The organism is Janthinobacterium sp. 13 (assembly GCF_002749695.1).
In the GTDB taxonomy this organism is placed as follows: domain Bacteria; phylum Pseudomonadota; class Gammaproteobacteria; order Burkholderiales; family Burkholderiaceae_D; genus Janthinobacterium; species Janthinobacterium kumbetense.
This window is the reverse complement of the sequence record NZ_PEEQ01000001.1, coordinates 1484882-1510130: the sequence shown is the minus strand read 5'-3', so window position 1 is coordinate 1510130 and position 25249 is coordinate 1484882. Positions and strand designations below refer to the sequence as shown.

Below are 25249 nucleotides of genomic sequence, written 5' to 3'. Positions count from 1 at the left end.
CCATGCCCGTCCCTGACCGCGCGCGCGGTTTTACGCTGATCGAGCTGCTGGTGGTGCTCGGCATCGTGGCGCTGTTGCTGACGCTGGCCGTGCCCCGCTACTTTCCCAGCCTCGACAAGGCGAAGGAAACCGTGTTGGCGGACAACTTGCGCAACCTGCGCACGACCATCGACCAGTTCCACGGCGATACGGGACGTTATCCCGACACTTTGGAGCAACTGGTCGAAAAGAAATACCTGCGCGCCATGCCCATCGATCCCATCACGGACAGCGAATCGACATGGCTGATCGTGCCGCCGCCCGACGATACGCCGGGCCAGGTGTATGACGTGAAAAGCGGCGCGCCCGGCAAGGACCGCAGCGGCACGCCGTTCGCCGACTGGTAGCGGCCATGCACCGTCCTGCGCACCGCCAGCGCGGTGTTACGTATCTGGGCCTGATCATCCTGGTCGCCATCCTGGGCCTCGTGGGGGCGGCCGGGCTGAAGATGGGCTCCTTGCTGCAGCGCCAGGCGGCCGAGCAGGAGCTGCTCGACATCGGGGCGGAGTTTGTCGATGCGCTGCAGAGTTACACGGGCGCCACGCCCGCCGGCCAGCCGCAGCATCCGCCGACCCTGGCCGCCTTGCTGCGCGACCCCCGCTTTCCGCAGGTGCGCCGCCATTTGCGCAAGCTGTATGTGGACCCCGTTACGGGACGCGCCGAATGGGGCTTGCTATACCAGCCCGGCGGCCAGGGCATCATCGGCGTGCATAGCCTGTCATCGTCCGCGCCCTTAAAAGTGGGCAATTTCGACGCCCGCTTCACCGGTTTCGAAGGCAAGTCGCACCTGTCCGAGTGGCAGTTCGTCGCCGGCGGGCCCGTGCCGCCGGCGGGACTGGTCCTGGCGCCGCCAGACGCCGCCGCGCCGCCCTCCGCTGCGCCGCCCGCCTTGTTCCCGCCGCCGCATCCGGCTGCGCCAGGATCCGAACCGTCGGCGCCCGAGGCGGCGGAGCCGGAGGAAGAGGCCGGCGCGCCAGCGCGCAATCCACTTTAACCATAAGTCAACGATGAAGAATACAGGGATAACTATTTTCACCTGGAAATTCATCTTGACCTGGAACCATTTCATAGAGGAAATACTTTCAATAAATGAAATTTCAATAAAATAATTACAAGTAATTTGATGTCTTTATGCTACCATCCTTCCTGGTACTTTCAGTACTAAAGCGATGGCTGGCCCACCTGGCGGCCATAAATTACTTTTAAGGGATAATTTATGAAATTGAAATTTATCGCGGCAGGCATTCTGGCTGCAGCATCGTTCAGCGCATCGGCGGCCACCTACAATCTGGGCATCCTGGATCCAAGCGGCTTCGATACGCGGGCATCGATCACCACCAATTTCGCCGCCAATTCGGTGGTCGATGATTTGTGGACCTTCAAACTGCTGACCCCGTCGTCGACCTCGTTTGGCGCATTGCAAACGTTTTCCGTTGCCGAAGGCGCGATCAGCAACTTCGCCGCCACCCTGGTAGGCTATGGCGACCTGACCCTGACGTCGGTGGCCGGCATCCAGAGCCTGAGCTGGGCCGGTTCCCTGGCGGCGGGTACCTATGAGGTGCGTGTTTCGGGCTTGACCGGTTTGCAGAATGGCCAGTACGTGGGCACGGTCTCGGCCTTGCCTGTGCCGGAACCGGAAACCTACGGCATGCTGTTGGGTGGCCTGGCGCTGGTCGGTTTCGCCGCCCGCCGCCGCGCCCGCAAAGCTGTTTGATTTTTGCTGGCAAGAATGACAAAACCCGCCGAGGCGGGTTTTTTTGTTTCTACTGCATGATTACATGTGCGATTGCGACAACATGTGCAGGAGTAGGCGCCCAGTCGAAGGCAGTACGCCAGTACGGCGAGACGCAGGCAACAACGTCCTGCCCATGCTGTCAAGCGTGGCGCTTGAAGTCGCGGAAGCGGAAGCCAACCAAAAAGAGGGTGGCAAAGTACGCCACGCCGCACAGGGCCACCACCAGGGCCAGCGCGCCGGCCCGCAACAGCGGATGGGCTTGCATAGCGATCCAGTCGATGCGCATGGCGCCAGCATACGCCACGCCGCCCATCACGACGAGTGCCGGCAGCAGGCGCAGGAAGAACTTGGCCCAGCCCGGTTTCGGCTGGTAGATGCCGCGCTTGCGCAAGCCCCAGTACAGGAAGCTGGCGTTCAGGCAGGCGCCCAGGCCGATCGACAGGGCCAGGCCGGCCACGGCGATGTAGGGCACGAATAGCAGATTCATCAGTTGCGTGGCGATCAGCACGCCGATGGCGATTTTCACGGGCGTGCGGATATCCTGGCGCGCATAGAAGGCGGGCGCCAGGGTTTTCACCAGGATGATGCCGATCAAGCCCAGGCTGTAGGCCACCAGCGGCTGCGTCGACATGGTCACGGATTCAGCCGTGAACTTGCCGTAGTGAAATAATGTCGCGATCAGCGGCGTGGCCAGGGTCGCCATGCCGACGGCGGCGGGCAGGGCCAGCAGGAAAGTCAGGCGCAAGCCCCAGTCCAGCAGGGCCGAGTATTCCGTCTTGTCGCCATCGACATTCGCCTTCGACAGGCTGGGCAGCAAGATGGTGCCCAGGGCCACGCCCAGCATGGCGGTGGGGAACTCCATCAGGCGGTCCGCATACGACAGCCAGGAAATGCTGCCCTCGGCCAGGCGCGACGCGATACTCGTGTTGATCATCAGGCTGATCTGCGCTGCCGAGACGGCAAACACGGCCGGCCCCATCTTTTTCAGCACGCGGCGCACGCCGCCGTCGGACAGGCCGATGGCGGGATTGATCGACAGGCGCGGCAGCATGCCGATCTTGATCAGCGCGGGAATCTGGATCGCCACTTGCAGCAAGCCGCCGGCGAACACGGCAATGGCCATGGCGTAGATCGGCTGTTTCAAGTGCGGCGCGAGGAACAGCGAGGCGGCGATGAACGACAGGTTCAGCAAGACGGGGGTGAACGCGGGTATCTTGAATTCGCGCCAGGTATTCAGGATGCCGCCGGCCAGGGCCACGAAAGACATGCAAGTAATATAAGGGAACATCAGGCGCGTCATCCACACGGCCGCGTCGAAGGCGCCCGGATCCTTGGACAGGCCCGTGGCGATCGCGTACACGAACCAGGGCGCGCCGACGATGCCGATGGCGGACACGAGCAAGGTGGCCCAGACGAGGGTAGTGGCCACATGGTCGGCCAGTTGCTTGCTCGCTTCCTGGCCATGCTGGTTCTTGTATTCAGACAAGATCGGCACGAAGGCTTGCGAGAAGGCCCCTTCGGCAAACAGGCGGCGCAAGAGGTTGGGAATGCGGAAGGCAACGATGAAGGCGTCCGTGTAGGCGCCGGCGCCAAAGGCGCGCGCGAACAGGCTTTCGCGCAATAATCCGGTTACACGGGACAGCATGGTCATGCTGGAAATGGCGGCGAGGGTTTTAAGCAAGTTCATGGGGGCAGATTATAGCCGGGCGCGGTACCGGCAAACGGTTAAAATATGGTAACAAGCGGGTAACAAGCGGGGCCGATTCGCCCTTGCCAGGCTCATTTTCACGTGTTTTTGGCGTGACACACGGTTTTTTGATTTGCCCCCGCTTGAAAATATCGCTATAATCGAAGGCTGTACAGAATTCTGTTACGCAGACACTAATGTTTGACAGGCACTGGTTTGGCACACATGGTTCGGCAGACGCACAGAACGCACCGGTTGGCAAACACTAATGTTTGCAAACGCACTTTGACCCTGTTTTAGGAAATTCCATGGCAAATACCGCACAAGCGCGCAAACGCGCTCGTCAAGCAGTTAAGCAAAACGCACACAATTCGTCCCAACGTTCGACCTTGCGCACGGCTATCAAAGCTGCTCGCAAAGCGATCCAGGGCGGCGACAAGGCAGCTGCTGCTGCAATCTTCCAAGCATCCGTGTCGACCATCGACCGTATCGCTGACAAGAAGATCATCCACAAAAACAAGGCAGCTCGCCATAAGAGCCGTCTGGCAGCTGCTTTGAAAGCACTGTCCGCTTAATATTCGCCAGCAGGCAAGCCGCCACGGCGGCCTTGCCTGTGCCGGTACGCTGGCACTGGTTGAAAAGCAAAAACCCGCAGATTCATTCTGGCGGGTTTTTTCGCGTTTTTTCAGGATTTTTTGCAGCCGTGCCCACCAGCGGCAGGTCGCGGCCGCGCTGGCCTAGCGTGTCCCTGGCAAGTTGCCGATGCTCATGCCCGGCTTGATATTCCTTTGCTTGAACCAGCCCAGGTTCATTTCCAGCGCATAGCGCACGGGCACGGTCTTCGTGGAGCAATGGCTGTCGAGCGTGTGCGGCTGCATGTCTTCGATGTTGACGATCTTGCCGCCGGCATCGATAAAGGCCACCGACAGGGGCAGCGGCGTGTTTTTCATCCACATGCATTGCGTCGATGGGTTGCCGAAGACGAACAGCATGCCCGCATTGGCCGGCATCTTTTCACGGTACATCAAGCCCTGTTCGCGCTGCTCTTCCGTGGCGGCCACTTCCGCCTGGATCAAATGCATGCCAGCCGACAGCTGCACGCTCTTTGTTTGAGCTTGAGCAATGTTGGCGCCGGCCAGCAGGGCGATGGACAGGCTGAGATGACGTAGGGAATTTTTCATGGGGCGGGACGGTGGCTGCGAAGCGGCGATTAAGCCATGCTGGCGGCTGCCTGGTCAAGCATGCTGCCTGTCCGCGCCGAAAGCGTGGGGTTACAGCAACATGGCTGCTGCCGTAACCCTGGGAATTACCCTTGCTTCTTCCTACTTCTTACTTCTTGCTGCTTACTTCACGGGCTTGCCTGCCTCGGCGGCCGGCTGCTTCGCCTTGCGGGCCTGGGGAACCAGGCGCGGGGCATCCGTTGCGGCCGAGGCCTTGGTCGATGCGCCCGAACGCGCCGCATCCGTCGCGGCCGAAGCGTTGACGGTGGCCGACGCCGGCGGCACCGGCTTGACGGCGTCGGTCGCGGCCGACGCATGGCTGGCTGCCGAAGCGGGCGGCGGCTTGACGGCATCGGTCGCTGCGGAAGCGTGCACCTTGGCGCCCGATTGCGCCAGTGCGGCGCCGGCAAGCAGGGAAGCGGCCAGGGCCAGGATTACTTTTGTCATCATCTTTCCTTTTCTATCATGTTAAGGTGGGATGATTTTAATGCATTATCTAAAAATAAATAGTGCATCTTGGCAAAATTCGGCGCCGGGGACGTTTTTTCTTGTCCGGTTCACGCTTTTCCGATGTTTTCGGCCGGCACTTCGCACCATTCGCCGGGCAGCAAGGGGTGGCTGGCCAGGGAAAACGGGCCGATGGCGCTGCGCACCAGACGCAGCGTGGGCAGGCCGACGGCGGCCGTCATGCGCCGCACTTGCCGGTTTTTCCCCTCTTTCAAGGTGATCGCCAGCCACGAGGTAGGCTTGTCGGCGCGCGCGCGGATCGGTGGATTGCGCGGCCACAGCCAGTCCGGCTCGGCGATGCGCACGGCCTTGCACGGCTTGGTGATGAAGTCGCCCAGGTCCAGCGGCGCCTGCAGGCGCGCCAGGCTGGCCGCATCGGGCACGCCGTCGACCTGCACCAGGTAGGTTTTCGCTTCCTTGCGGTCCGGGTGGCTGATCTCGTGCTGCAGGCGGCCGTCGTCCGTCAGCAGCAGCAAGCCTTCGCTGTCGGCGTCGAGCCGGCCGGCCGGGTAGATGCCGGGGATGGTGATGTGGTCGGCCAGGGTGGCGCGGCCCTCCTGCGGCGAAAACTGGCACAGGACCTGGAATGGTTTATTGAAGAGGATGAGTGGCATGCTGGTAAGGGAATTGATGTAAGCGATGGTGGCTGCTGATCGGCGCCGCAAAAGCGTGGCGCCCTGTAAGATACTGGTGCATAATGTGAAATGCTAGTCTTATGTCTTATAGAAGACCTGAGGCGGTATGGCAATGCGGTTCTTTGGCGCCGCGGGTGGCCCGGGTGTTCTTTCCCTGCTAAAGTGCGTTGTTGCCGCCCTGTTCGGACTTGTTTTTGTAAACTCTGCAACCGCAGAGCGCGTCGCCGGCCTGTGTTGCCCGCCAGCGGTGTGTCCCACTTCGGAGATCACGATGTATCAACATATCACTGTACCTGCTGACGGCCAAAAAATCACCGTCAACGCCGATTTTTCGCTGAATGTACCAGATAATCCCATCGTTCCCTTCATTGAAGGCGATGGCACGGGCATCGATATCAGCCCCGTCATGATCAAGGTGATCGACGCGGCCGTGGCCAAGGCCTACGGCGGCGCGCGCAAGATCAGCTGGATGGAAATCTATGCGGGCGAAAAAGCGACGAATGTGTACGGCCCCGATGTGTGGCTGCCGGAAGAAACCTTGGCCGTGCTGAAAGATTACGTGGTTTCCATCAAGGGTCCGCTGACCACGCCCGTCGGCGGCGGCATCCGCTCGCTGAACGTGGCCTTGCGCCAGCAGCTCGATCTGTACGTCTGCCTGCGCCCCGTGCGCTACTTCACGGGCGTGCCATCGCCCGTGAAAGAACCGGAAAAGACGGACATGGTGATTTTCCGCGAAAACTCGGAAGATATCTACGCCGGCATCGAATACCAGCAAGGCTCGCCCGAAGCGAAGAAACTGATGGATTTCCTCGTCAATGAAATGGGCGTGACCAAGATACGCTTCCCGGCCACGTCGGGCCTGGGCATCAAGCCCGTCTCCATCGAAGGTACGCAGCGCCTGGTGCGCAAGGCCATCCAGTATGCGATCGACAATGACAAGCCATCCGTGACGATCGTGCACAAAGGCAACATCATGAAATACACGGAAGGCGGCTTCCGCGACTGGGCATATGCGCTGGCGCAAAAGGAATTCGGCGCCGAGCTGATCGATGGCGGCCCGTGGTGCAAGTTCAAGAACCCACGGACGGGCCGCGACATCATCGTCAAGGATTCCATCGCTGACGCGTTCCTGCAACAGATTTTGCTGCGTCCGGCCGAATACAGCGTCATCGCCACCCTGAATTTGAACGGCGATTACATTTCCGACGCGCTGGCGGCGCAAGTGGGCGGCATCGGCATCGCACCGGGCGCCAACCTGTCCGACTCCGTCGCCATGTTCGAAGCGACGCACGGCACGGCGCCGAAGTACGCGGGCAAGGATTACGTGAACCCCGGTTCGCTGATTTTGTCCGCGGAAATGATGCTGCGCCACATGGGCTGGCTGGAAGCGGCCGACCTGGTGATTTCCTCGATGCAAAAATCGATCGCCTCGAAGCGCGTCACCTACGATTTCGCCCGCCTGATGGAAGGCGCCACGCAAGTGTCGTGCTCCGGTTTCGGCCAGGTGATGGTCGAGCACATGTAAAGGAAACGGGGCAGGGTGCTGCGCGCCCTGCGAACGAAAAAAAACCCCGCTTCAAGGAAACGGGGTTTTTCACATCTGAGGGCCGGCGATGCTTAGGCTGCTTGGATGTTGGAAGCTTGCTTGCCTTTAGGGCCTTGCGTGACTTCGAATTGAACTTTTTGACCTTCTTTGAGGGTCTTGAAACCGTTCATGTTGATTGCGGAGAAATGAGCAAACAAATCTTCGCCGCCATCATCTGGAGTGATGAAGCCAAAACCTTTGGAATCATTGAACCACTTAACTGTACCTGTTGCCATAAAAAGAACTTTCAAAATTAAAACAAATCACACGAGCCATAAAAGCAAGAAGCTTCTTGCCCCCTCCTCGACGTCTCACTTCTTATCAAGCTGTACATTACTGCAACAGTCGATACAGCATTGTTGGCGGAATAAATAATGAAGTCAAGCGCTTTTCCATCGATATTGCCAAATTCTTCACGACAACCAAAAAAGCAACTCTTGATTTTGACGGCAAGGTCGCCATCTGCGCACTATTAAGAAAACGCGTAAGATTGAAAACAATTGGAAAGGCGTAGATATTGCGCATGACAACCACTGTGAAAGCATTAGAATAAGCGTATGGCAACCAAGCACGACACAGAAACCCTGCTGGAGCGGCAAGTGCTGAAGCCGCCACCGCTCTACCAGGTAGCCTTGCTCAATGACGACTACACCCCCATGGAATTTGTGGTGGCCATCATTCAGGAGTATTTCAACAAGGACCGTGAAACGGCGACGCAAATCATGCTCAGTGTTCATCGCTACGGCAAAGGAGTGTGCGGCGTGTTCTCTAAAGATATAGCGTGTACCAAAGTGGAGTTCGTTTTAACGCATGCGCGCAAGGCGGGGCACCCCCTGCAGTGCGTGATGGAGGAAGTATGATTGCGCAGGAATTAGAAGTAAGTTTGCACATGGCGTTTGTCGAAGCTCGGCAGGCACGGCACGAATTCATCACGGTTGAGCATTTACTGCTGGCACTGCTGGACAATCCCTCCGCTGCCGAGGTGTTGCGTGCCTGCGCGGTCAATATTGAAGACCTGCGCAAGACCCTCACCAATTTCATCGGCGATAACACGCCGACCGTGCCTGGCACGGGCGAAGTCGACACCCAGCCGACGCTTGGTTTCCAGCGCGTGATCCAGCGTGCCATCATGCACGTCCAGTCCGCCTCGAATGGCAAGAAGGAAGTCACGGGCGCCAATGTGCTGGTGGCCATCTTCGGCGAAAAGGATTCGCATGCTGTCTACTACCTGCACCAGCAGGGCGTGACGCGCCTGGACGTGGTCAATTTCATCTCGCACGGCGTGCGCAAGGACCAGTCGACGGAAAGCGCGAAAGCCTCCGAAGGCGTGGAAGAGGCACCCGTCGATGGCCAGCCGAAGGAAAGCCCGCTCGACCAGTTCACGCAAAACCTGAACAAGGCCGCTGCCGAAGGCAAGATCGACCCGCTGATCGGCCGCGAGGAAGAAGTCGACCGCGTGATCCAGATCCTGTGCCGCCGCCGCAAGAACAATCCGCTGCTGGTCGGCGAGGCGGGCGTGGGCAAGACGGCCATCGCCGAAGGCCTCGCCTACCGCATCACGCAAAGCGACGTGCCGGAAATCCTGCAGAATGCCGTCGTGTATTCGCTGGACATGGGTGCCTTGCTGGCTGGTACCAAATACCGCGGCGACTTCGAACAGCGCCTGAAAGCCGTGCTGAAACAGCTGAAGGACAATCCGAACGGCATCCTGTTCATCGACGAGATCCACACCATCATCGGTGCGGGCTCGGCGTCGGGCGGTACGCTGGATGCGTCGAACCTGCTGAAACCGGCACTGGCCAACGGTCAATTGAAGTGCATCGGCGCGACCACGTACACGGAATTCCGCGGCGTGTTTGAGAAAGATCATGCCTTGAGCCGCCGCTTCCAGAAAGTGGACGTCAACGAGCCAACCGTCGAGCAAACCGTGCAAATCTTGCGCGGCCTCAAATCGCGCTTCGAAGAGCACCATGGCGTGAAATACTCGGCCTCGGCCCTGTCGACGGCGGCCGAACTGGCGGCGCGCTTCATCAACGACCGCCACTTGCCCGACAAGGCGATCGACGTCATCGATGAAGCGGGCGCGGCGCAGCGCATCTTGCCGAAGTCGAAGCAAAAGAAAACCATCGGCAAGGCCGAGATCGAGGACATCATCGCCAAGATCGCGCGCATTCCGCCGCAAACGGTCAACCAGGACGACCGCAGCAAGCTGCAGACGATCGACCGCGACTTGCGCAATGTTGTGTTCGGGCAAGATCCCGCCATCGACGCGCTGGCTTCGGCCATCAAGATGGCACGTGCTGGCCTGGGCAAGACGGACAAGCCGATCGGCTCCTTCCTGTTCTCCGGTCCGACCGGCGTGGGCAAGACCGAGGTGGCGAAACAGCTGGCCTTCATCCTCGGTATCGAGCTGATCCGTTTCGATATGTCGGAATACATGGAACGCCACGCCGTCAGCCGTCTGATCGGCGCGCCACCGGGCTATGTCGGTTTCGACCAGGGCGGCTTGCTGACGGAAGCGATCACCAAGAAGCCGCATGCGGTCTTGCTGCTCGATGAAATTGAAAAAGCCCATCCGGACATTTTCAATATCCTGCTGCAAGTGATGGATCACGGTACCTTGACGGACAACAATGGCCGCAAAGCCGATTTCCGCAACGTGATCATCATCATGACGACGAATGCGGGCGCGGAAAGCTTGCAAAAGACGTCGATCGGCTTCACCAACTCGAAGCAGGCTGGCGACGAGATGGCTGACATCAAGCGCATGTTTACGCCGGAGTTCCGCAACCGCATCGACGCGACCATCAGCTTCCGTTCGCTGGACCAGGAAATCATCCTGCGCGTGGTCGACAAGTTCCTGATGCAGCTGGAAGAGCAGTTGCACGAGAAAAAGGTCGAAGCCGTGTTTACCGAGAAGCTGCGCGCTTTCCTCGGCAAGAAAGGCTTCGATCCGCTGATGGGCGCGCGGCCGATGGCGCGCCTGATCCAGGACATGATCCGCAAGGCCCTGGCCGACGAACTGCTGTTCGGCCGCCTGGTGACGGGCGGACGGGTCACGGTCGACCTCGACGACAAGGACCAGGTCTTGCTGGAATTCCCGGAACCGCCAGACGCGGCGCCGACGGCTGCGCCGGAAACGGTGGAAGTGGAATAAGCTTCCTGCCGTCAATAAAAACCCGCCCACGCAAGTGGCGCGGGTTTTTTTACGCCCATAAGTGATTCATGGAAACTATTATGCAAATTGCCTTGTTTAAAAAAAGGTATTGCTTTTGCATCAGCTATGCAAGAATCGGGATCCCGGTGTCGGCCATGCCCCGCATCGTTTCCATGACCGCTGACTGCTCGTTGAAAGACTGCCTACATGAAAATTTCCCGTACTCTCGCCTTCCTCTTTTTTTCCGCCGGCTTGCTGGGGAGCGCTGCCGCCGCTGCCGCGCCTGCCGGCAGCTACTTCCGCTTTCCCGCCGTGCGCGGCGATACCGTCGTCTTCACGGCCGAAGGCGACTTGTGGAAAAGCAATCTGCGCGGTGGCGCCGCGCAGCGTTTGACCACGCATCCCGGCTATGAAACGAATGCGGCGATTTCGCGCGATGGCCAGTGGATCGCCTTTTCCGCCGCCTATGAAGGGGCGCAGGAAGCGTATGTGATGCCGCTGGCCGGCGGCTTGCCGCGCCGTATTTCATATGACAATGGCGGCGTGCTGGTGCTGGGCTGGACGGCGCAGGGCGAAGTGCTGGTCAGCACGCAAAATACGGACGGTCCCGCGTCGCGCCGCATCGTTGCCGCCATCGATCCCGTGAAACAGACGCGCCGCGTGTTTCCCGTGGCCGACGCCAACGATGCCGTGCTCGATGACGCCGGCAAGACGCTGTTCTTCACGCGTTTCGGCCTGGCCATGACCAACGACAATGTGCGCAACTACCGGGGCGGCGCGCATGCCGTCCTGTGGCGCTATGACCTCGATGGCAAGGGCGAGGCCGTGCGCATGCACGCGGAACCCGCTGTGTTGGCTGGCAACAACAAGCGCCCCATGTGGTGGCAGGGCCGTGTCTACTATATCAGCGACGCGGGCGGCAGCGATAATCTGTGGAGCATGCTGCCCGACGGCTCCGACCGCCGTGCCTTGACCAGCCACATGCAGTGGGACGTGCGCAATGCTGCCCTGGGCGATGGCAAGATCGTCTACCAGCTGGGTGCCGATTTGCACGTGCTGGACCTGAACGTCCCGGCAACGGGCGCCTCGCAGCCGCTGGCCATCAGCCTCGTGTCCGATTTCGACCAGCAGCGCGCGCGCCAGATCCGCTCACCGCTCGATACCTTGAGCAATGTCCAGGTGTCGGGCAAGGATGAGCGCATCATCCTTACTGCAAGGGGCCGTGTCAGCGTCGCCGGCACGGGCAGCCTGCGCCGCGTCGACATCGCCATTCCGGAAGGGGCGCGGGCGCGCGACGCCGTCTTTTCCAGCGACGAGAAATCCGTCTTCGCCATCGTCGACACGAGCGGCGAGAATGAAATCTGGAAGTACGCCGCCGATGGCTCGGGCAAGGGCGAGCAGCTGACGACGCAGGGCGATAATCACCGCTGGAAACTGTATCCGTCGCCGGATGGTCGCTGGCTGGCCCACACGGATAAAAAGGGCCGTTTCTGGCTGCTGGACCTGGCGACCAGGGGCAACGCGCTGATCGACGACGCGGGCAAGGCGGGCGTGGACAAGCATGACGAAGTGCAATGGTCGCCCGACAGCCGCAACCTGGCCATCGTGCGCGTGGCCAGCAACGAGCAGCGCGAGCAGATCGGCTTGTACAACCTCGCGTCGAAGCAGCTGCAATTCGTCACCAGCGATCGCTACACGTCCGCTTCGCCCGTGTTTTCGCCGGACGGCAAGTGGTTGTATTTCCTGTCGGCGCGCAATTTTCAGCTGGCCAACGGTTCGCCATGGGGCGACCGCAACATGGGTCCCGTGTTCGACAAGCGCACCGGCGTGTATGCGCTGGCGCTGCAGCCGGGCAACCGTTTCCCGTTCCAGCCCGACGATGAGCTGAGCCGTCCGGGAGTGAAACCGCCCGAGACGGACGATGAAAAGGCGGCCGAATCGGCGGCGGAAAAAGCGCTGGAAAAGGCGGGCGGCAAGGGCGCTGTGAAAAAGGCGCCGGCCGCATTGCCGGCCATCGTCAGCCAGGGCCTGGCCGAACGCCTGTATGAAGTGCCGCTGGCGGCGGGCAATTACAGCGCGCTGGCCGCCGATGACAAGCGCCTGTATTTCCTCGAGCGGGACAGCGGCGAAAACAAGTCCAGCCTGAAGACCTTGGCAATTGGCAACACCGGCTCCAAGCCGGAATTGCTGGTGGCCAATGTGCGCGAATTCGACCTGGCGCAGGACAAGAAGCATTTGTACTACCGCACGGCGGCGGCCACGGGACCGGGCGAGATGCTGGTGATCGAGGCGGGCGCCAAGCTGCCGGCCGACCTGTCGAAGGCCAAGGTCAAGGTCGACGACTGGACTTTCGTGTCGAATCCGCGCCTGGAATGGAAGCAGATGTTCAACGACGCCTGGCGTTTGCACCGCGATTTTCTCTACGACGCGAAGATGCGCGGCGTGGACTGGAAGGCGGCGCGCGACAAATATGCGCCGCTGGTCGAGCGGGTCACGGACCGCGCCGAACTCAATGACGTGCTCGGCATGATGGTGGCCGAAGTGGGCGCCCTGCATTCGCAGATCCGTCCCGGCGAATTGCGCCGCACGGAGCAGGAGGGTACGCCGGCGGGCCTGGGCGCCGTGCTGGCGCGCACCAGCGACGGCTACCGGGTCGAGCATGTCTACCGCAGCGAAGCGGAGCTGCCCTCGGCGCGCGCCCCGCTGTCGCGGCCCGACGTGGAGGTGCAGGCGGGCGACGTGATCACGGCCGTCAACGGCAAGGACGTCTTGGGCGCGCGCGACATCAGCGACCTGCTGCTGAACCAGGCCGACAAGCAGGTGCTGCTGCAGGTCAGGCGGGGAAAAGGCGCGCCGCGCGCCGTCATCGTCACGCCCGTCAACATGGCGAAACAGACGGCGCTGCGCTATGGCGACTGGGAATTGAGCCGCGCCGAGCAGGTGGCGGCCGCCTCGCAGGGGCGCATCGGCTACCTGCATTTGCGTGCAATGGGGCCCAACGACATCGCCTCGTTCGCGCGCGATTTTTATGCGAACGTCAACCGCGAAGGCCTGGTCATCGACGTGCGGCGCAATAACGGCGGCAATATCGACAGCTGGATCATCGAAAAACTGCTGCGCAAGGCCTGGGCCTACTGGGCGCCGCCGGGCGTGCAGCCGTCGTCGAACATGCAGAATACCTTCCGCGGCCACCTGGTCGTGCTGGTCGACGAACTCACGTATTCGGATGGCGAGACCTTCGCTGCCGGCATCAAGGCCCTGGGCCTGGCGCCGCTGGTGGGCAAGCGCACGGCCGGCGCGGGCGTCTGGCTCAGCGACAATACGCGCCTGGCCGACAATGGCATGGCGCGCGTGGCGGAAAACGGCCAGTTCGGCATCGACGGCCAGTGGCTGATCGAAGGCGTGGGCGTGGTGCCGGACGTGGAGGTGGAAAATCCGCCGCACGCCACCTTCAATGGCGCCGACCGCCAGCTGGAAGTGGCGCTCGACATGCTGGCGAAAAAGCTCAAGGAACAGCCGCGCCCCGCCTTCCAGGCGCGGCCGATCCCCGCGCTGAAGTAGTCCCGCTACAGGCCGCAGGCGGCCTTGAACTGTTGCGCGCGGCGGCGCGACACCTCGACCACGCTGCCGTCCAGCAGGTGCAGGTCGAGGCCATCGGCCGCATTCGGCGCCACTTGCGCCACCTGCTCCAGGTTGACGATCTGGCGCCGGTTGGCGCGCAGGAACAGGGCGGGATCGAGCTTTTCTTCCAGCTGGTTCAGGGTGCGCAGCATCAGCGGACGCTGCGCGCCGAAATGCACGCGCGTGTAGTTGCCTTCCGATTCCAGCAGGCGGATATCGTCAAACGCCACGAACCAGCAGCGTTCCCCATCCTTGATGAAGACTTTGCGCGGCGCGGGAGGCGGCACGGCTTGCGCCCGCGCGCCGGCGCGTGCCAGCGCCGTGGCCAGGCGTGCCGCCTGCACGGGTTTTTGCAGGTAGTCGAGGGCGCTGACCTCGAATGCCTGCAGCGCGTACTGGTCGAAGGCCGTGCAAAAGATGACGTCGGGCGCATCATCGAGCGCGGCCAGCAGGTCGAAGCCGGAGCCCCCCGGCATCTGCACGTCGAGCAGCAGCAGGTCGGGCTGCAGCTTGCCGATCTGCGCGACGGCGTCGGCCGCGCTGGCCGCCTCGCCCACGATCTCCACGGCACCGCGCTGCACATGCGGCGCCAGCAGCCGTCGCAGCTCGGCGCGCGCCAGGCGTTCGTCATCGACCAGCAGTACCTTGAGCGGCTGGCCGTTCATGCCTGCTCCGGCAGGTGGATGGTGGCATGCACCCAGCCCGCCTGTTCGCGCAATTCCAGGCTGGCGCGCTCGCCGCAAGCCAGTTGCAGGCGCTGGCGCGCATTGCGCAGGCCGACGCAGGTGGAGTTGCCCGGTTCGCGCAAGGCGCCCGTGTTGGCCACGTCGATCTGCAGCATGGCCACGCCGTCGGCGGGGCTGGTGCGGCGCGCCTCGATGCGGATGTCGGCGCCCTCGGCGCTCGCTTCGACGCCGTATTTGACGGCGTTTTCCACCAGCGTCTGCAGGGCCATGGGCGGCACGCGCACGTGTTCCACGTCGGGAGTGCCGATCTCGATCGCGAAGCTGACGCGCAGGCGTTCCTCGAAGCGTATCTGTTCGATGGCCAGGTAGGCGCGCACGGCGTCCAGTTCGGCCGCCAGCGGCACCGTGGCGTGCTGGCCCGATTGCAGCGCGTGGCGCATCAGGCCGGCCAGCTGGTCGATCATGTGCGCGGCCGCTTCGCGGTCTTCGAAGATCAGGGCGCGCACGCTATTGAGGCTGTTGAAGAAAAAATGCGGATTGACTTGCGCCTGCAGGGCGCGCAGTTCGGCCTCCCGTCCGTGCAGCTGCAGGCGCAGGGTTTCCGCTTCCAGGCGAGCGGCGCGGCGCAGCGACAGCGCGGTGAAGTAGAACACCGTCCAGGTCAGGAAGACCCCGAACCAGAACAGCAGCGCGCCAGGCAGCCAGGCGATGCCGCGCAGGATGTCGGGCGGATACATGACGTGGAAGGCGGCCGTCACGCTGGCCGTCTGGATGGTGGCCAGCAGGATCAGCGACGGCACGATGCGTTTCCAGCGCAAGCCGTTTGCCGCCCAGCCGCGCCGGCGCAGCACGCCATGCCACAGGTGCGACAGCAGCAAGCCGCCCAGCGATCCCCAGCAGGCGATGGTCGCGACGATGCGCAGTTGCGAGGAGCCGCCGTACACGCTGTTGAACAGGGCCAGCGCGCCCCAGCCGGCCAGCTGGAAGGTCCAGTACCAGTCGATCCTAGCCAGCAGCGGGGGGCGGTGGGGTGGCGTCATGGCTCAACGCAGGAATTGCTCGATCTGGCCGAACATCCAGTCCGGCTGGTCGTACATGATGAAGTGGCGCGCCGTGTCGGCCAGCGCGATCTGCACGCCGGGCAGCTGGCGGTACTGCTGCTGGAACGTGGCCTCGATGGCGGCGCGCGGCGCGTAGTCCTTGTAGGCGATCCAGGTGCCCAGCACCAGGGTGGGCGACTGCACTTTTGCCACGTCCTGGCGCAAATCGCTGGCCATCAGGGCGCCCATGGCCCTGATCACCGTTTCGCGGTCCGAGCGCTGGCCCCAGCCGATGATGCGTTCCACGTCGGCCGGCGCGCTGGCCATGGCCGTGACGGTGCGGCGCTGGCTGGCGCTGGCGGCCGCCGCATCCTGGGCCCGCATGGCCGCCTGCATCTGCTGCGACATGGCTTGCAGCTGCTCCGGCGTGATGGTGGGCAGCTGCGTCGCGCCCAGCGCCGGCAGCGAATCGACGATCACCAGCTTGCCCGTTTGCGCCGGATGGTCGATGGCCATTTTCAGGGCCAGGAAGCCTCCCAGGCTATGCCCGATGATGGTTGGCTGGCCCAGTTTGCGGGTGCCGATGTAGTCGGCCAGCTGCTGTTCCGCCTGCGCCAGCAAGTCGCCTTCGATGGGCGCCACGCCGGCAAAGCCGGCCAATGTCAGCACGTGGCATTGGCGCGCGGCTTGCGGGCCGCACAGGCGCGCCACCGTGGCTTGCCACACTTCGCCCGAGGATGCGAGGCCGGGAATCAGGATCAGGGGACGGCCTTGTCCGGTGACCTCGACCGTGAAGGCCTGGGGCGCGGCGGCCTGGCTGGCGCCCGCCAGCAGCGCGGTACTGAGCAAGATCAATGTTTGCAGTGTTCGTTTCATGGGGTACTCCTCCTTGACGACCATGCTAGCGGCGCCGGGAACGCGCGGCCAGCGCCGCGGGATGAGCGGCGCCAGGACGGGATGAGCGGTTCAGATCCACCCATCGTGGTCCTGGCAGTGGTCCGGATGGTAGGTCAGGTATTGCACCATGCGCGGCGCCGGGCCGCGGTTGGGCGTGGCGCAATGGGGCAGGGCCTGGTGCCAGATGATGAAATCGCCGGCCATGCCTTCGACGGGCACGGGCCGCAAGTCGTCGACGGCCCATTCGCGCGGCTGGCGCCCTGGCGGCACTTGCCGCAGCCAGCCGGCCATGCGGTGCTGGAAGCCGGGCACGCAGTGGAATGCGCCGTGCTGCGCCGGACAGTCGCTCAGGTACAGCATGCCTTGCAGCTTGAACGGAATCGGCTGCTGCAGGCTGACGTCCCAGTGCAGGGCGCTGCCGAGGAAACGGTGCTGCGGCGTTTCCGGAGCATTGAAGCTCACCTTGTCGATGCTGGCGTAGATGCCGGCGCCAGTGCCATATAGCTGCTGGTAGGCGTGGCGGATGTGCGCGACGTGGCGGTTTTCCTCGAGGGCCGGGTGGTCGGAAAACTGCAGCATCAGGCCCCGCTTGCCCGGGTGCGGCTGGTACCACGATGCCGCATCGTCCGGGGAGGCGCCCAGGTAGTCCCAGATGGCCGCCCGGGCGGCGGCGCACTGCGCGCGCGGCACGGCGCCGCGCAGCACCAGGTAGCCGTGTTCCTCGAAATGGCGCAGCTCGGCGGCGGACAGCACGTCCTCGTGCGGACTGGCGGCATGGGCCGGGCGTGGGCGCGTGCGTGCGGCGATCCAGTCCGTGTAGGCTTGCAGGGTCGGCCGTTGCTGATACAGGAAGTGCAGCGCGTCTTCCATCGAAATGCCGCGTGCGTACAGCGCCTTGATGTCGCTGTGGTCGCGCGCCAGTCCCAGGTTGCCGCTCGCGGCGCCTTGTCCCGTGCAGCGCTGCCATAAATCGTGCAAGTGAGTCCAGTCGTCCATGGTGTTTTTTGTCTGGTTGGAAAAATCAGCCGGCGCGCAGGCGGCGCCACAAGGTGGTACGGCTGATGCCGAGGTACTGGGCGGCGGCGTCGCGGCGCCCGCCGAAGCGCGCCAGCACGGCGCTGGCGCTTTCGTCTTCCAGGCGCGGCGCGACGGCGGTGGCCGGCGCCGGCGGCAGCGCCGCCGTGCCGGCAGCGTTGGCCAGTTCCGGCGCCACGCCCAGCACGAAGGCGGGCGTCAGCGCCTGCAGCGGTTCGGCGGCCAGGAACAGCGCCAAGCGTTCGGCCAGGTTGCGCAGTTCGCGCACGTTGCCGGGCCAGTCGTAGCGGCGCAGCAGCGGAGCGCAAGCCTGGATTTCCGCGTGCAGGTTGGGGTGCGGACGGGCGCCCAGCGCGGCCAGCGCGTTTTTCAGCGACCATTCTGCCAGGCCGGGAATGTCGCTGGCGCGTTCGCGCAAGGCGGGCAAATGCAGGCGCAGCACGGCCAGGCGGTAGAACAGGTCGGCGCGGAAGCGTCCTTCGCGGATGCGCTGTTCCAGGTCGCAATGGGTGGCGCTGATGATGCGCACATTGATGGCGATGGGCCGCGTGCCGCCCACGCGCACCACTTCGCGCTCTTCCAGCACGCGCAGCAATCGCGTTTGCAGTGCCAGCGGCATTTCGCCGATTTCGTCGAGGAACAGGGTGCCGTGGTTGGCCGCTTCGAACAGGCCAGCATGGCCGCCCCGGCGCGCACCCGTGAAGGCGCCATCCTCGTGGCCGAACAGTTCCGATTCCAGCAGGGATTCGGCGATGGCGCCGCAATTGATGGCGATGAAGGGCCGGTTCGCTCCCAGGCTGCGCGGGCTTTCACGGTGGATCGCCTGCGCCACCAGTTCCTTGCCGCTGCCCGTCTCGCCCTGGATCAGCACCGTCGCCGGCGAGCGGGCATACAGCACCACCGACTGGCGCAGCGCTTCCATCGCTTCCGATTCGCCGCGCAAATCGTGCAGGCCGTGGCGCGCGCGCAGGGTGTCGGCCACCACCGCGCGCCGCCCGCGGTTCGATTCGATCTGGGTCAGGCGCGCCAGTTCCAGCGCGTCGTCGAAGGCGCGCCGGATGGCCGTGGCCGAATACACGAAGACGGCGGCCAGTCCCGCTTCCTCGGCCAGGTCGGTGACGAGGCCCGCGCCGACGACGGCCTTGACGCCGGCCGCCTTCAGTTCATTGATCTGCGCGCGCGCGTCTTCCTCTGTGGCGTAGGTGCGCTGCGCGATCTGGAAGCCGAAGGTGGCGGCAAATTCGGCCAGTTCCGGCATCGGATCCTGGTAGGTGACGACGCCGATGTGCGGCGAGATGCGCCGCGCGCGCGCCAGCGCCTGCATCACGTCGTAGCCGCTGGCCTTGGCGATGATGACGGGTACCGACAGCCGTCCCTTCAGGTAGGCGCCGTTCGAGCCGGCCGCGATGACGGCGTCGCAGCGCTCCGTGGCCATGCGTTCGCGGATGTGGCGCACGGCGTCGTCGAAACCCAGGTTGATCGGTTCGATCGTCGCCAGGTCGTCGTATTCGAGCGTGATGTCGCGGAACAGGTCGAACAGGCGCGAGACGGAGACGGTCCAGATGACGGGTTTGTCGCGGTGGTCGAGCGGAGGTTGGGGAGGGCGGCGCATGCTTTATTCTAAACGATTTGTTTCATTTTCCAGCCATGCAACGGCGTTGCAACGGGCGTGTTGCAGGTGGTCTGTGGTGTTTCAGATATTGCCAATAAGGAATATGAAAAAACCGTGGGAAACTGGTTTATGATCTAGCAGCACCATGATGCTTGTAGGAATCCTTTTCCCAGGCGCATGTTTATCTTGTCCTTAACCGTCCCATGGTGTCCATGAACCGCGTACCGACCAGTCCCGATTTCATCGCCGATGCCTTGCAACTGATCGCCTTGCCGGCCTGCGCCTGCGATGCATGCGGCATGGTGGTGGCGGCGAATGGCGCCTTGCAGGCCCTGCTGGGCCGGGATATCGCGGGCCGGCTGCTGGCCGACTGCTTTGCGGACGCCTACCGCGCGTCGAGCACCAGCATGCTGCGCGGCGCGCTCGGTGCGGCCGGGCGCGAGCGGCACTGGGACAGCAGCCTGGAAGGGGCGGCGGGCGCCATCGCCGTGCAGGTCTGGTCCCGGCCCCTGCTGGTGGACGATGGCTTGCCCGGCGCGACCCTCGTGTTTGCCGACATCCGCGTGCAGCAGCGCGACCAGCAAGCCTTGCGCAAGACCCTGCTCGAGCAGCAGGCCATCCTGGAAAGCGCGGCCGTTGGCATCGTCTTTTCCAAGGGCGGCTTCATCGAAGAGTGCAATATCCGCGCCGCCGAGATGCTCGGCTACGCGCGCCACCAGTTGACGGGCATGCCGGGCGCGGTGCTGTACCGCTCCGCCGAGCATTGCCGCGCCCTGGGGCTGGAAGCGGCGCCGCTGCTGTCGAAAGGCAAGCCGTACCGCACCGAACTGGAATTGCGGCGCCAGGACGGCAGCTTGTTCTGGAGCCGCCTGCACGGGCGCGCCGTCGATCCCCTCAATACGCATGACGGCACGGTCTGGATCATCGAGGATATCAGCGACCACCGGCGCGATGAAGACCAGCTGCGCCGCGCCATGCTGGAAATGCAGGCCGTGATGGATAACGCGCCCCTGGCCATCGGTTTTCAGCGCGACAAGGGCGTGCTGCGCTACAACCGGCGCTTCGCCGAATGCTTCGGCTTCGATGACGACAGCGGCGTGGGCATGGCCGTCGCCGACCTGTATCCGTCGCGCGCGGCGTATGAAAATGTCGTCAGGCAGGCGTCGCCCCTGCTGCGGCGCGGCCAGCCGTTCCAGGGCGAGATGGAGATGCGCCGCCGCGACGGTTCCACTTTCTGGGCGCTGGCGTATGGCTATGTCCTGAACCCGGAGAGCCAGACGGACCGCGGTCTGCGCGACACGATCTGGCTGTTCGACGACCGCAGCGCGCAGAAGGCGGCCGAGGAGGCGACGCGCCAGCTGATGCTGGAGCAGCAGGCTATCCTCGACAACGCCTCCGTCGGCATCCTGTTTTCCCGTTCGCGCCTGGTCCTGCGCTGCAATCCCCGCTTCGCCGAAATGTTCGGCTACGCGCAGGAGGAGATGACGGGCTTGCCCGCCGCCGAGCTGTTTCCCTCCCCCGCCGCCTACGAGGCGTTTGGCGTGCAAGCCACGCCGCTGCTGGGACAGGGCTTGCCGTACGAGCAGGATGAATCGCTGTTCCGCCGCCGCGACGGCAGCCTGTTCTGGTGTCGCATCCGTGCCAAGGCCGTCGACCAGGCGCACAGCGAGCAGGGCGCCATCTGGATACTGGAAGACGTCACGGCCAGCCGCCAGACGCAGATGGAAGTGGCGGCCATCATGACGAATGCCTCGGTGAGCATCCTGTATACCAAGAACCGCCAGATCACGCGCTATAACCTGGGCTTTGCCGCGATGTTCGGCTACAGCGGCGACGAGGCGCTGGGCTTGCCCGGGCGCGCGCTGTACGTGTCGCAGCAATCCTACGAATTGCTGGGCGCGGCGGCCTTTCCCTTCCTGTCCGTGGCCAAGCCCTTCCAGACGGAAGTGGAAATGATGCGCCGCGACGGCAGCACCTTGTGGGCGCAGCTGATCGCCTATGTCGTCAATCCCGACGATCCCGCCGCCGGCACCATCTGGATCATCGAGGACCGCACGGAAGCCAAGCGCGCCGAAGAATCCCTGCGCAACGCGCTGCTGGAAAACCAGGCCATCCTCGACAGCGCCGTGCTGGGCATTTCGGTGGTGGAAGGCGGCCACAATTTGCGCGCCAACAGCAAGATGGAAGAGCTGTTCGGCTATGGGCCGGGCGAGATCAACGGCCTGTCGGTGCAGGCCCTGTATCCCGACGTGGCCGCGTGGAAGGCGGCGCGCGGCGAGACGGCGCGCGATTTCGATGCGGGCAGGGTGCACATGTCGGAATACCAGCTGGTGCGCAAGGATGGCAGCCGCTTCTGGGCGCGCCTGTCCGGCCGGCCGTTCGACCTGGCGCACGCGCATGGCCGTTCCGTGTGGCTGGTCGACGACGTGACGGCGCGCCGCGAGGCGGCCGAGGCGGTGCGCCGCGCGCGCGACGAGCTGGAATTGCGCGTGCAGGAGCGCACGGCCGAACTGGCCGGCGCCAACCTGCTGCTGCAGGGCGAAATCGTCGAGCGGCGCCAGGCCGAGGCGCGGGTGCATCACATGGCGTACCACGACAACCTGACGGGCTTGCCGAACCGCGCGCTGCTGTCGGACCGGCTGGAGCGGGCCATGCTGGCCGCGCAGCGCTCCGGGCGCAAGCTGGCCGTGATGTTCATCGACCTGGACCGCTTCAAGACCATCAACGATTCGCTGGGCCACATGACGGGCGACCTGCTGCTCAAGGAAGTGGCCGCACGGCTGTGCGGCGCCGTGCGCGCCAGCGACACGGTGGCGCGCCTGGGCGGCGATGAATTCGTCGTGCTGGTGCCGGGCATCCGCGGCAGCGACGAAGCGGCGCACGTGGCCGAGAAGGTCATCGAGGCGCTGACGCCCGCCTTTCCGCTCGACGGCCACGTGCTGCACGTGACGCCGTCAATCGGCATCTGCCTGTATCCGGACGATGGCGGCGATGTCGACGCGCTGATGCGCCATGCGGATGCGGCCATGTACCACGCCAAGGGCAATGGCCGCAATAATTACCAGTTCTTCACGCAGACGATGAACCAGGCGGCGGCCCTGCACTTCGACCTGGAAAGCAGCTTGCGCACGGCGCTGGCGCTGCAGCAGTTCGAGCTGTTTTACCAGCCGGTCATCGATATCGCCACGCGCCGGCTGCACGGCATGGAAGTGCTGCTGCGCTGGCGCCGTCCCGGCCACGGCCTGGTGCTGCCGGATCGCTTCATCCCCATCATGGAGGAAAACGGCTTGATCGTGCCGGTGGGCGAGTGGGTGATGCGCCAGGCGTGCGAGCAAAGCATGGCCTGGCAGCGCCAGGGCTTGCAGCCCGTGCCCTTGGCGGTGAATCTGTCGCCGCGCCAGTTCATGCACAAGGGCTTGGTGGCGGCCATCGGGACCGTGGTGCGGGAAACGGGCATCGATCCGGCGCTGCTGGAATTCGAGATCACCGAGACGGCGCTGATGCAGCACGGCGAACATACCTTGGAGATTTTGCGGCAGATCAATGGCATGGGCTTGCGCCTGTCGATCGACGATTTCGGCACCGGCTATTCCAGCCTGGCCTACCTGAAGCGCTTCCCCGTGAAGAAGGTCAAGATCGACCGCGCCTTCATCAAGGACCTCGAACACAGCGGAGAGGACCGCGCCATCGTGGCGGCCATCATCGCGCTGGCCGACAGCCTGCAATTGTCGGCCGTGGCCGAGGGCGTGGAGACGGAAGAGCAGTTCGCCCTGCTGCAGGCGAACGGCTGCCGCTATGCGCAGGGTTATCTGTTTTCCGCGCCCGTGCCTGCCGTGAACGCGCAGGCCTTGCTGGAGCGGATAGCCCTTAGTTAATCAATCGTCGCCACGACGGGTGCATGGTCGGACGGCTGTTCCCACTTGCGGGGCACGCGGTCGATGACGCAGGCCGTACAGCGGGCGGCGAGGGCGGGCGAGAGCAGGATGTGGTCGATGCGCAGGCCCTTGTTCAGGCGGAAGCCCAGCTGGCGGTAATCCCACCAGCTGAACGATTTGTCCGCCTGCTCGAACAGGCGGAAGGCGTCCGTCAGGCCGAGGTCGAACAGGCGCTGCAGGGCGGCGCGTTCCTTGTCCGACACCAGTACCTGGCCGGCCCAGGCGACTGGGTCGTGCACGTCGCGGTCGTCGGGCGCGATGTTGTAGTCGCCGACGACGGCCAGTTGCGGGTGCTGCTGCGCTTCTTCGACCAGCCAGTCGTGCAGGGCGGCCAGCCAGCCCAGCTTGTATTCGTACTTGTCAGAGTCGACGCTCTGGCCGTTCGGCACATAGGCGCAGACGACGCGCACGCCTTTGACGGTGGCGGCCAGGATGCGCTGCTGCGCATCTTCATAGCGCGGGTTGTTCTTCACCACGTCGGTGATCGGCAGCTTCGACAGGATGGCCACGCCGTTGTAGGTTTTCTGGCCGCTGAAGACCACCTGGTAGCCGGCCGCCTCGATTTCGGCGACGGGAAACTTGTCGTCCGTGAGCTTGGTTTCTTGCAGGCAGAGTATGTCGACCGGGTTGTCCGTCAGCCATTGCAGCACTTGCGGCAGGCGCACTTTGAGCGAATTGACGTTCCAGGTGGCGAGTTTCATGGGAAAAATCCTTGCTTGAATTGGTATCGATAGGCGCGAATCTTACCGCATGCGTGTCGCCGGCGTCCTGCGCTGCTTGGCCGGTGCGGGCTTTATTTACTTGCCGGGAATAAGAGTGCAAATAAAATATTTATACTTAACCAATCGTGGCGCATGAATATTATGTTTTTGTGTATCATTGATCAACCCCTATGTTTGATTTGGCATAAGTGGCTGGCGCGGCAGGATGCGTCTGGCCGTTTAACGCGACAAAGGTGTAAAGTTTCTCGCTAAAACGCGATAAAAACTACTAAAATGGCACCGTGTAACAACTGTGTCATACGGCTTTGTTACAGCCAAGTTAAGAACCGAACAGGAAGCAGTTGTAATTAGTTGTAATTGCTATTCCGATTACATGACCACTGTGCCGGGGACGGAGTGTCAATTCCGTCCTTGGCGCCGCCAGACTTGTTATATAAATTGCAGTACTATATCTATGAGACTGTTTTGCGACATCAATAGATGGTACTATTTTGAAATGTTGCAGTTTTAATAGTGAGACTTGCGCGTAGCATTTGCAAAGGAAGAAAATGCGAACTGCATTTGAAGCGTGGGCGCAGCGTGACGGCCACATTGTGCGGCGAAGAGAAGACAAACCGGATGAGTACCTGATTTTCGAGACCCAGCGCCGCTGGGTTATCTGGCAGGCTGCTCTGACGCATGGCAAGACGGCTGCCAAGCCGCGCGTGAGCGCGGCCGAAAAGGCGGCGAAAGCCCAGCGCGCGCTGGAAATGTCTTCCGATGAAGCGACCGTGCGCAACAAGGTGCTCAATGAGGTGCTCGACGCCTTCAGCGGCGCCGATGGCGCGGCCGGCATGGAAGGCATACTGAAAGTGATCCAGGGCCTGAAGCAGAAGCAGAAGGCACTGGCCGACGACAAGAGCGAAGATTCCACGGCTTGAGGGGACGGCGATGCGTTATCGGCACTACAAGGGCGGCATTTATGAACTGGTGTGCGAAGCCACGCTGGAAGCGGATCTGACGCCGATGATCGTGTATCGCGCCGCCGACGGTTCCATCTGGACCAGGCCGAAAGACGTGTTCTTTCAACTGATCGAAGTCGAAGGCGTCATGGTCCAGCGTTTCGCTCCCATCAACTGATGGCCGCCTGCGTGCGT

At 63.1% G+C, this 25249-nt stretch carries 22 protein-coding genes; 11 read left to right on the top strand and 11 right to left on the bottom strand.

Features of this window, described 5'->3' with window-relative positions; all coding sequences use genetic code 11:
* Positions 1-2 precede the first annotated feature (2 nt).
* From CLU94_RS06595 to CLU94_RS06585, 3 genes are all read left to right on the top strand, one after another.
* On the top strand, positions 3-386 hold the full coding sequence (locus CLU94_RS06595) for a type II secretion system protein (RefSeq protein ID WP_099665056.1): 384 nt from the start codon (positions 3-5) through the stop codon (positions 384-386).
* Between the two features lie 5 nt (positions 387-391).
* Positions 392-1033 (top strand): type II secretion system protein, encoded by a 642-nt coding sequence (locus tag CLU94_RS06590; protein WP_099665055.1) that lies wholly within the window; start codon positions 392-394, stop codon positions 1031-1033.
* Between the two features lie 222 nt (positions 1034-1255).
* Positions 1256-1753: an FxDxF family PEP-CTERM protein gene (locus CLU94_RS06585; RefSeq protein WP_077401053.1), complete on the top strand. Its 498-nt coding sequence runs from the start codon at positions 1256-1258 to the stop codon at positions 1751-1753.
* A gap of 160 nt (positions 1754-1913) precedes the next feature.
* Here the strand turns inward: CLU94_RS06585 and murJ are convergent, their stop codons facing one another.
* Positions 1914-3461 (bottom strand): murein biosynthesis integral membrane protein MurJ, encoded by a 1548-nt coding sequence (gene murJ, locus CLU94_RS06580; protein ID WP_099665054.1) that lies wholly within the window; start codon positions 3459-3461, stop codon positions 1914-1916.
* Between the two features lie 308 nt (positions 3462-3769).
* Between murJ and rpsT the strand changes: the two genes are divergently transcribed.
* The gene (rpsT, locus tag CLU94_RS06575) at positions 3770-4036 is read left to right on the top strand and encodes a 30S ribosomal protein S20 (RefSeq protein WP_010395935.1); all 267 of its coding nucleotides are present in this window, start codon (positions 3770-3772) and stop codon (positions 4034-4036) included.
* Positions 4037-4198: 162 nt separating this feature from the next.
* Here the strand turns inward: rpsT and CLU94_RS06570 are convergent, their stop codons facing one another.
* The 3 genes from CLU94_RS06570 to CLU94_RS06560 form a co-directional block, all read right to left on the bottom strand.
* Complete coding sequence (locus CLU94_RS06570) at positions 4199-4642, bottom strand: DUF192 domain-containing protein (protein ID WP_099665053.1); 444 nt, start codon at positions 4640-4642, stop codon at positions 4199-4201.
* A 162-nt stretch (positions 4643-4804) separates the two neighbouring features.
* Positions 4805-5128 carry a hypothetical protein gene (locus CLU94_RS06565; RefSeq protein WP_099665052.1) on the bottom strand — a complete coding sequence of 108 codons (324 nt, stop codon included), beginning with the start codon at positions 5126-5128 and terminating at the stop codon, positions 4805-4807.
* A 110-nt stretch (positions 5129-5238) separates the two neighbouring features.
* Positions 5239-5802, bottom strand: coding sequence for a pseudouridine synthase (locus CLU94_RS06560; protein ID WP_099665051.1), 564 nt, complete (start codon positions 5800-5802; stop codon positions 5239-5241).
* A 292-nt stretch (positions 5803-6094) separates the two neighbouring features.
* On the opposite strand from CLU94_RS06560, the gene icd reads away from it, so the two are divergent.
* Complete coding sequence (icd, locus tag CLU94_RS06555; protein ID WP_099665050.1) at positions 6095-7348, top strand: NADP-dependent isocitrate dehydrogenase; 1254 nt, start codon at positions 6095-6097, stop codon at positions 7346-7348.
* A gap of 92 nt (positions 7349-7440) precedes the next feature.
* On the opposite strand, the gene cspE is transcribed toward icd, so the two are convergent.
* Positions 7441-7644, bottom strand: coding sequence for a transcription antiterminator/RNA stability regulator CspE (cspE, locus tag CLU94_RS06550; RefSeq protein ID WP_010395943.1), 204 nt, complete (start codon positions 7642-7644; stop codon positions 7441-7443).
* 321 nt (positions 7645-7965) lie between these two features.
* Between cspE and clpS the strand changes: the two genes are divergently transcribed.
* From clpS to CLU94_RS06535, 3 genes are all read left to right on the top strand, one after another.
* Complete coding sequence (clpS, locus tag CLU94_RS06545; RefSeq protein WP_034751577.1) at positions 7966-8268, top strand: ATP-dependent Clp protease adapter ClpS; 303 nt, start codon at positions 7966-7968, stop codon at positions 8266-8268.
* Entirely contained in the window at positions 8265-10565 is a 2301-nt protein-coding gene (gene clpA / locus CLU94_RS06540; RefSeq protein ID WP_035825884.1) for an ATP-dependent Clp protease ATP-binding subunit ClpA, read from the top strand. The genes clpS and clpA overlap by 4 nt, the downstream gene beginning before the upstream one ends.
* Before the next feature lie 207 nt (positions 10566-10772).
* A complete protein-coding gene (locus CLU94_RS06535; protein WP_099665049.1) occupies positions 10773-14126 on the top strand; it encodes a S41 family peptidase in 3354 nt (1117 codons plus the stop codon).
* 5 nt (positions 14127-14131) lie between these two features.
* Here CLU94_RS06535 and CLU94_RS06530 read toward each other — a convergent pair whose 3' ends face one another.
* The 5 genes from CLU94_RS06530 to prpR form a co-directional block, all read right to left on the bottom strand.
* The gene (locus tag CLU94_RS06530; protein WP_099665048.1) at positions 14132-14851 is read right to left on the bottom strand and encodes a LytR/AlgR family response regulator transcription factor; all 720 of its coding nucleotides are present in this window, start codon (positions 14849-14851) and stop codon (positions 14132-14134) included.
* Entirely contained in the window at positions 14848-15912 is a 1065-nt protein-coding gene (locus tag CLU94_RS06525) for a sensor histidine kinase (RefSeq protein ID WP_099665047.1), read from the bottom strand. The genes CLU94_RS06530 and CLU94_RS06525 overlap by 4 nt, the downstream gene beginning before the upstream one ends.
* A gap of 3 nt (positions 15913-15915) precedes the next feature.
* Entirely contained in the window at positions 15916-16788 is an 873-nt protein-coding gene (locus CLU94_RS06520; RefSeq protein WP_099665046.1) for an alpha/beta fold hydrolase, read from the bottom strand.
* Positions 16789-16878: 90 nt separating this feature from the next.
* The gene (locus tag CLU94_RS06515; protein WP_099665045.1) at positions 16879-17805 is read right to left on the bottom strand and encodes a phytanoyl-CoA dioxygenase family protein; all 927 of its coding nucleotides are present in this window, start codon (positions 17803-17805) and stop codon (positions 16879-16881) included.
* Between the two features lie 25 nt (positions 17806-17830).
* Positions 17831-19456, bottom strand: coding sequence for a propionate catabolism operon regulatory protein PrpR (prpR, locus tag CLU94_RS06510; RefSeq protein ID WP_099665044.1), 1626 nt, complete (start codon positions 19454-19456; stop codon positions 17831-17833).
* 212 nt (positions 19457-19668) lie between these two features.
* Between prpR and CLU94_RS06505 the strand changes: the two genes are divergently transcribed.
* Complete coding sequence (locus CLU94_RS06505) at positions 19669-23331, top strand: sensor domain-containing protein (protein WP_099668187.1); 3663 nt, start codon at positions 19669-19671, stop codon at positions 23329-23331.
* On the opposite strand, the gene xth is transcribed toward CLU94_RS06505, so the two are convergent.
* A complete protein-coding gene (xth, locus tag CLU94_RS06500; protein ID WP_099665043.1) occupies positions 23328-24092 on the bottom strand; it encodes an exodeoxyribonuclease III in 765 nt (254 codons plus the stop codon). The two genes, CLU94_RS06505 and xth, sit on opposite strands and share 4 nt — an antisense overlap.
* 569 nt (positions 24093-24661) lie before the next feature.
* Here xth and CLU94_RS06495 point away from each other — a divergent pair.
* The gene (locus CLU94_RS06495) at positions 24662-25033 is read left to right on the top strand and encodes a hypothetical protein (protein WP_034751548.1); all 372 of its coding nucleotides are present in this window, start codon (positions 24662-24664) and stop codon (positions 25031-25033) included.
* A gap of 10 nt (positions 25034-25043) precedes the next feature.
* Positions 25044-25232: a DUF1653 domain-containing protein gene (locus tag CLU94_RS06490; protein ID WP_034782199.1), complete on the top strand. Its 189-nt coding sequence runs from the start codon at positions 25044-25046 to the stop codon at positions 25230-25232.
* Positions 25233-25249 lie beyond the last annotated feature (17 nt).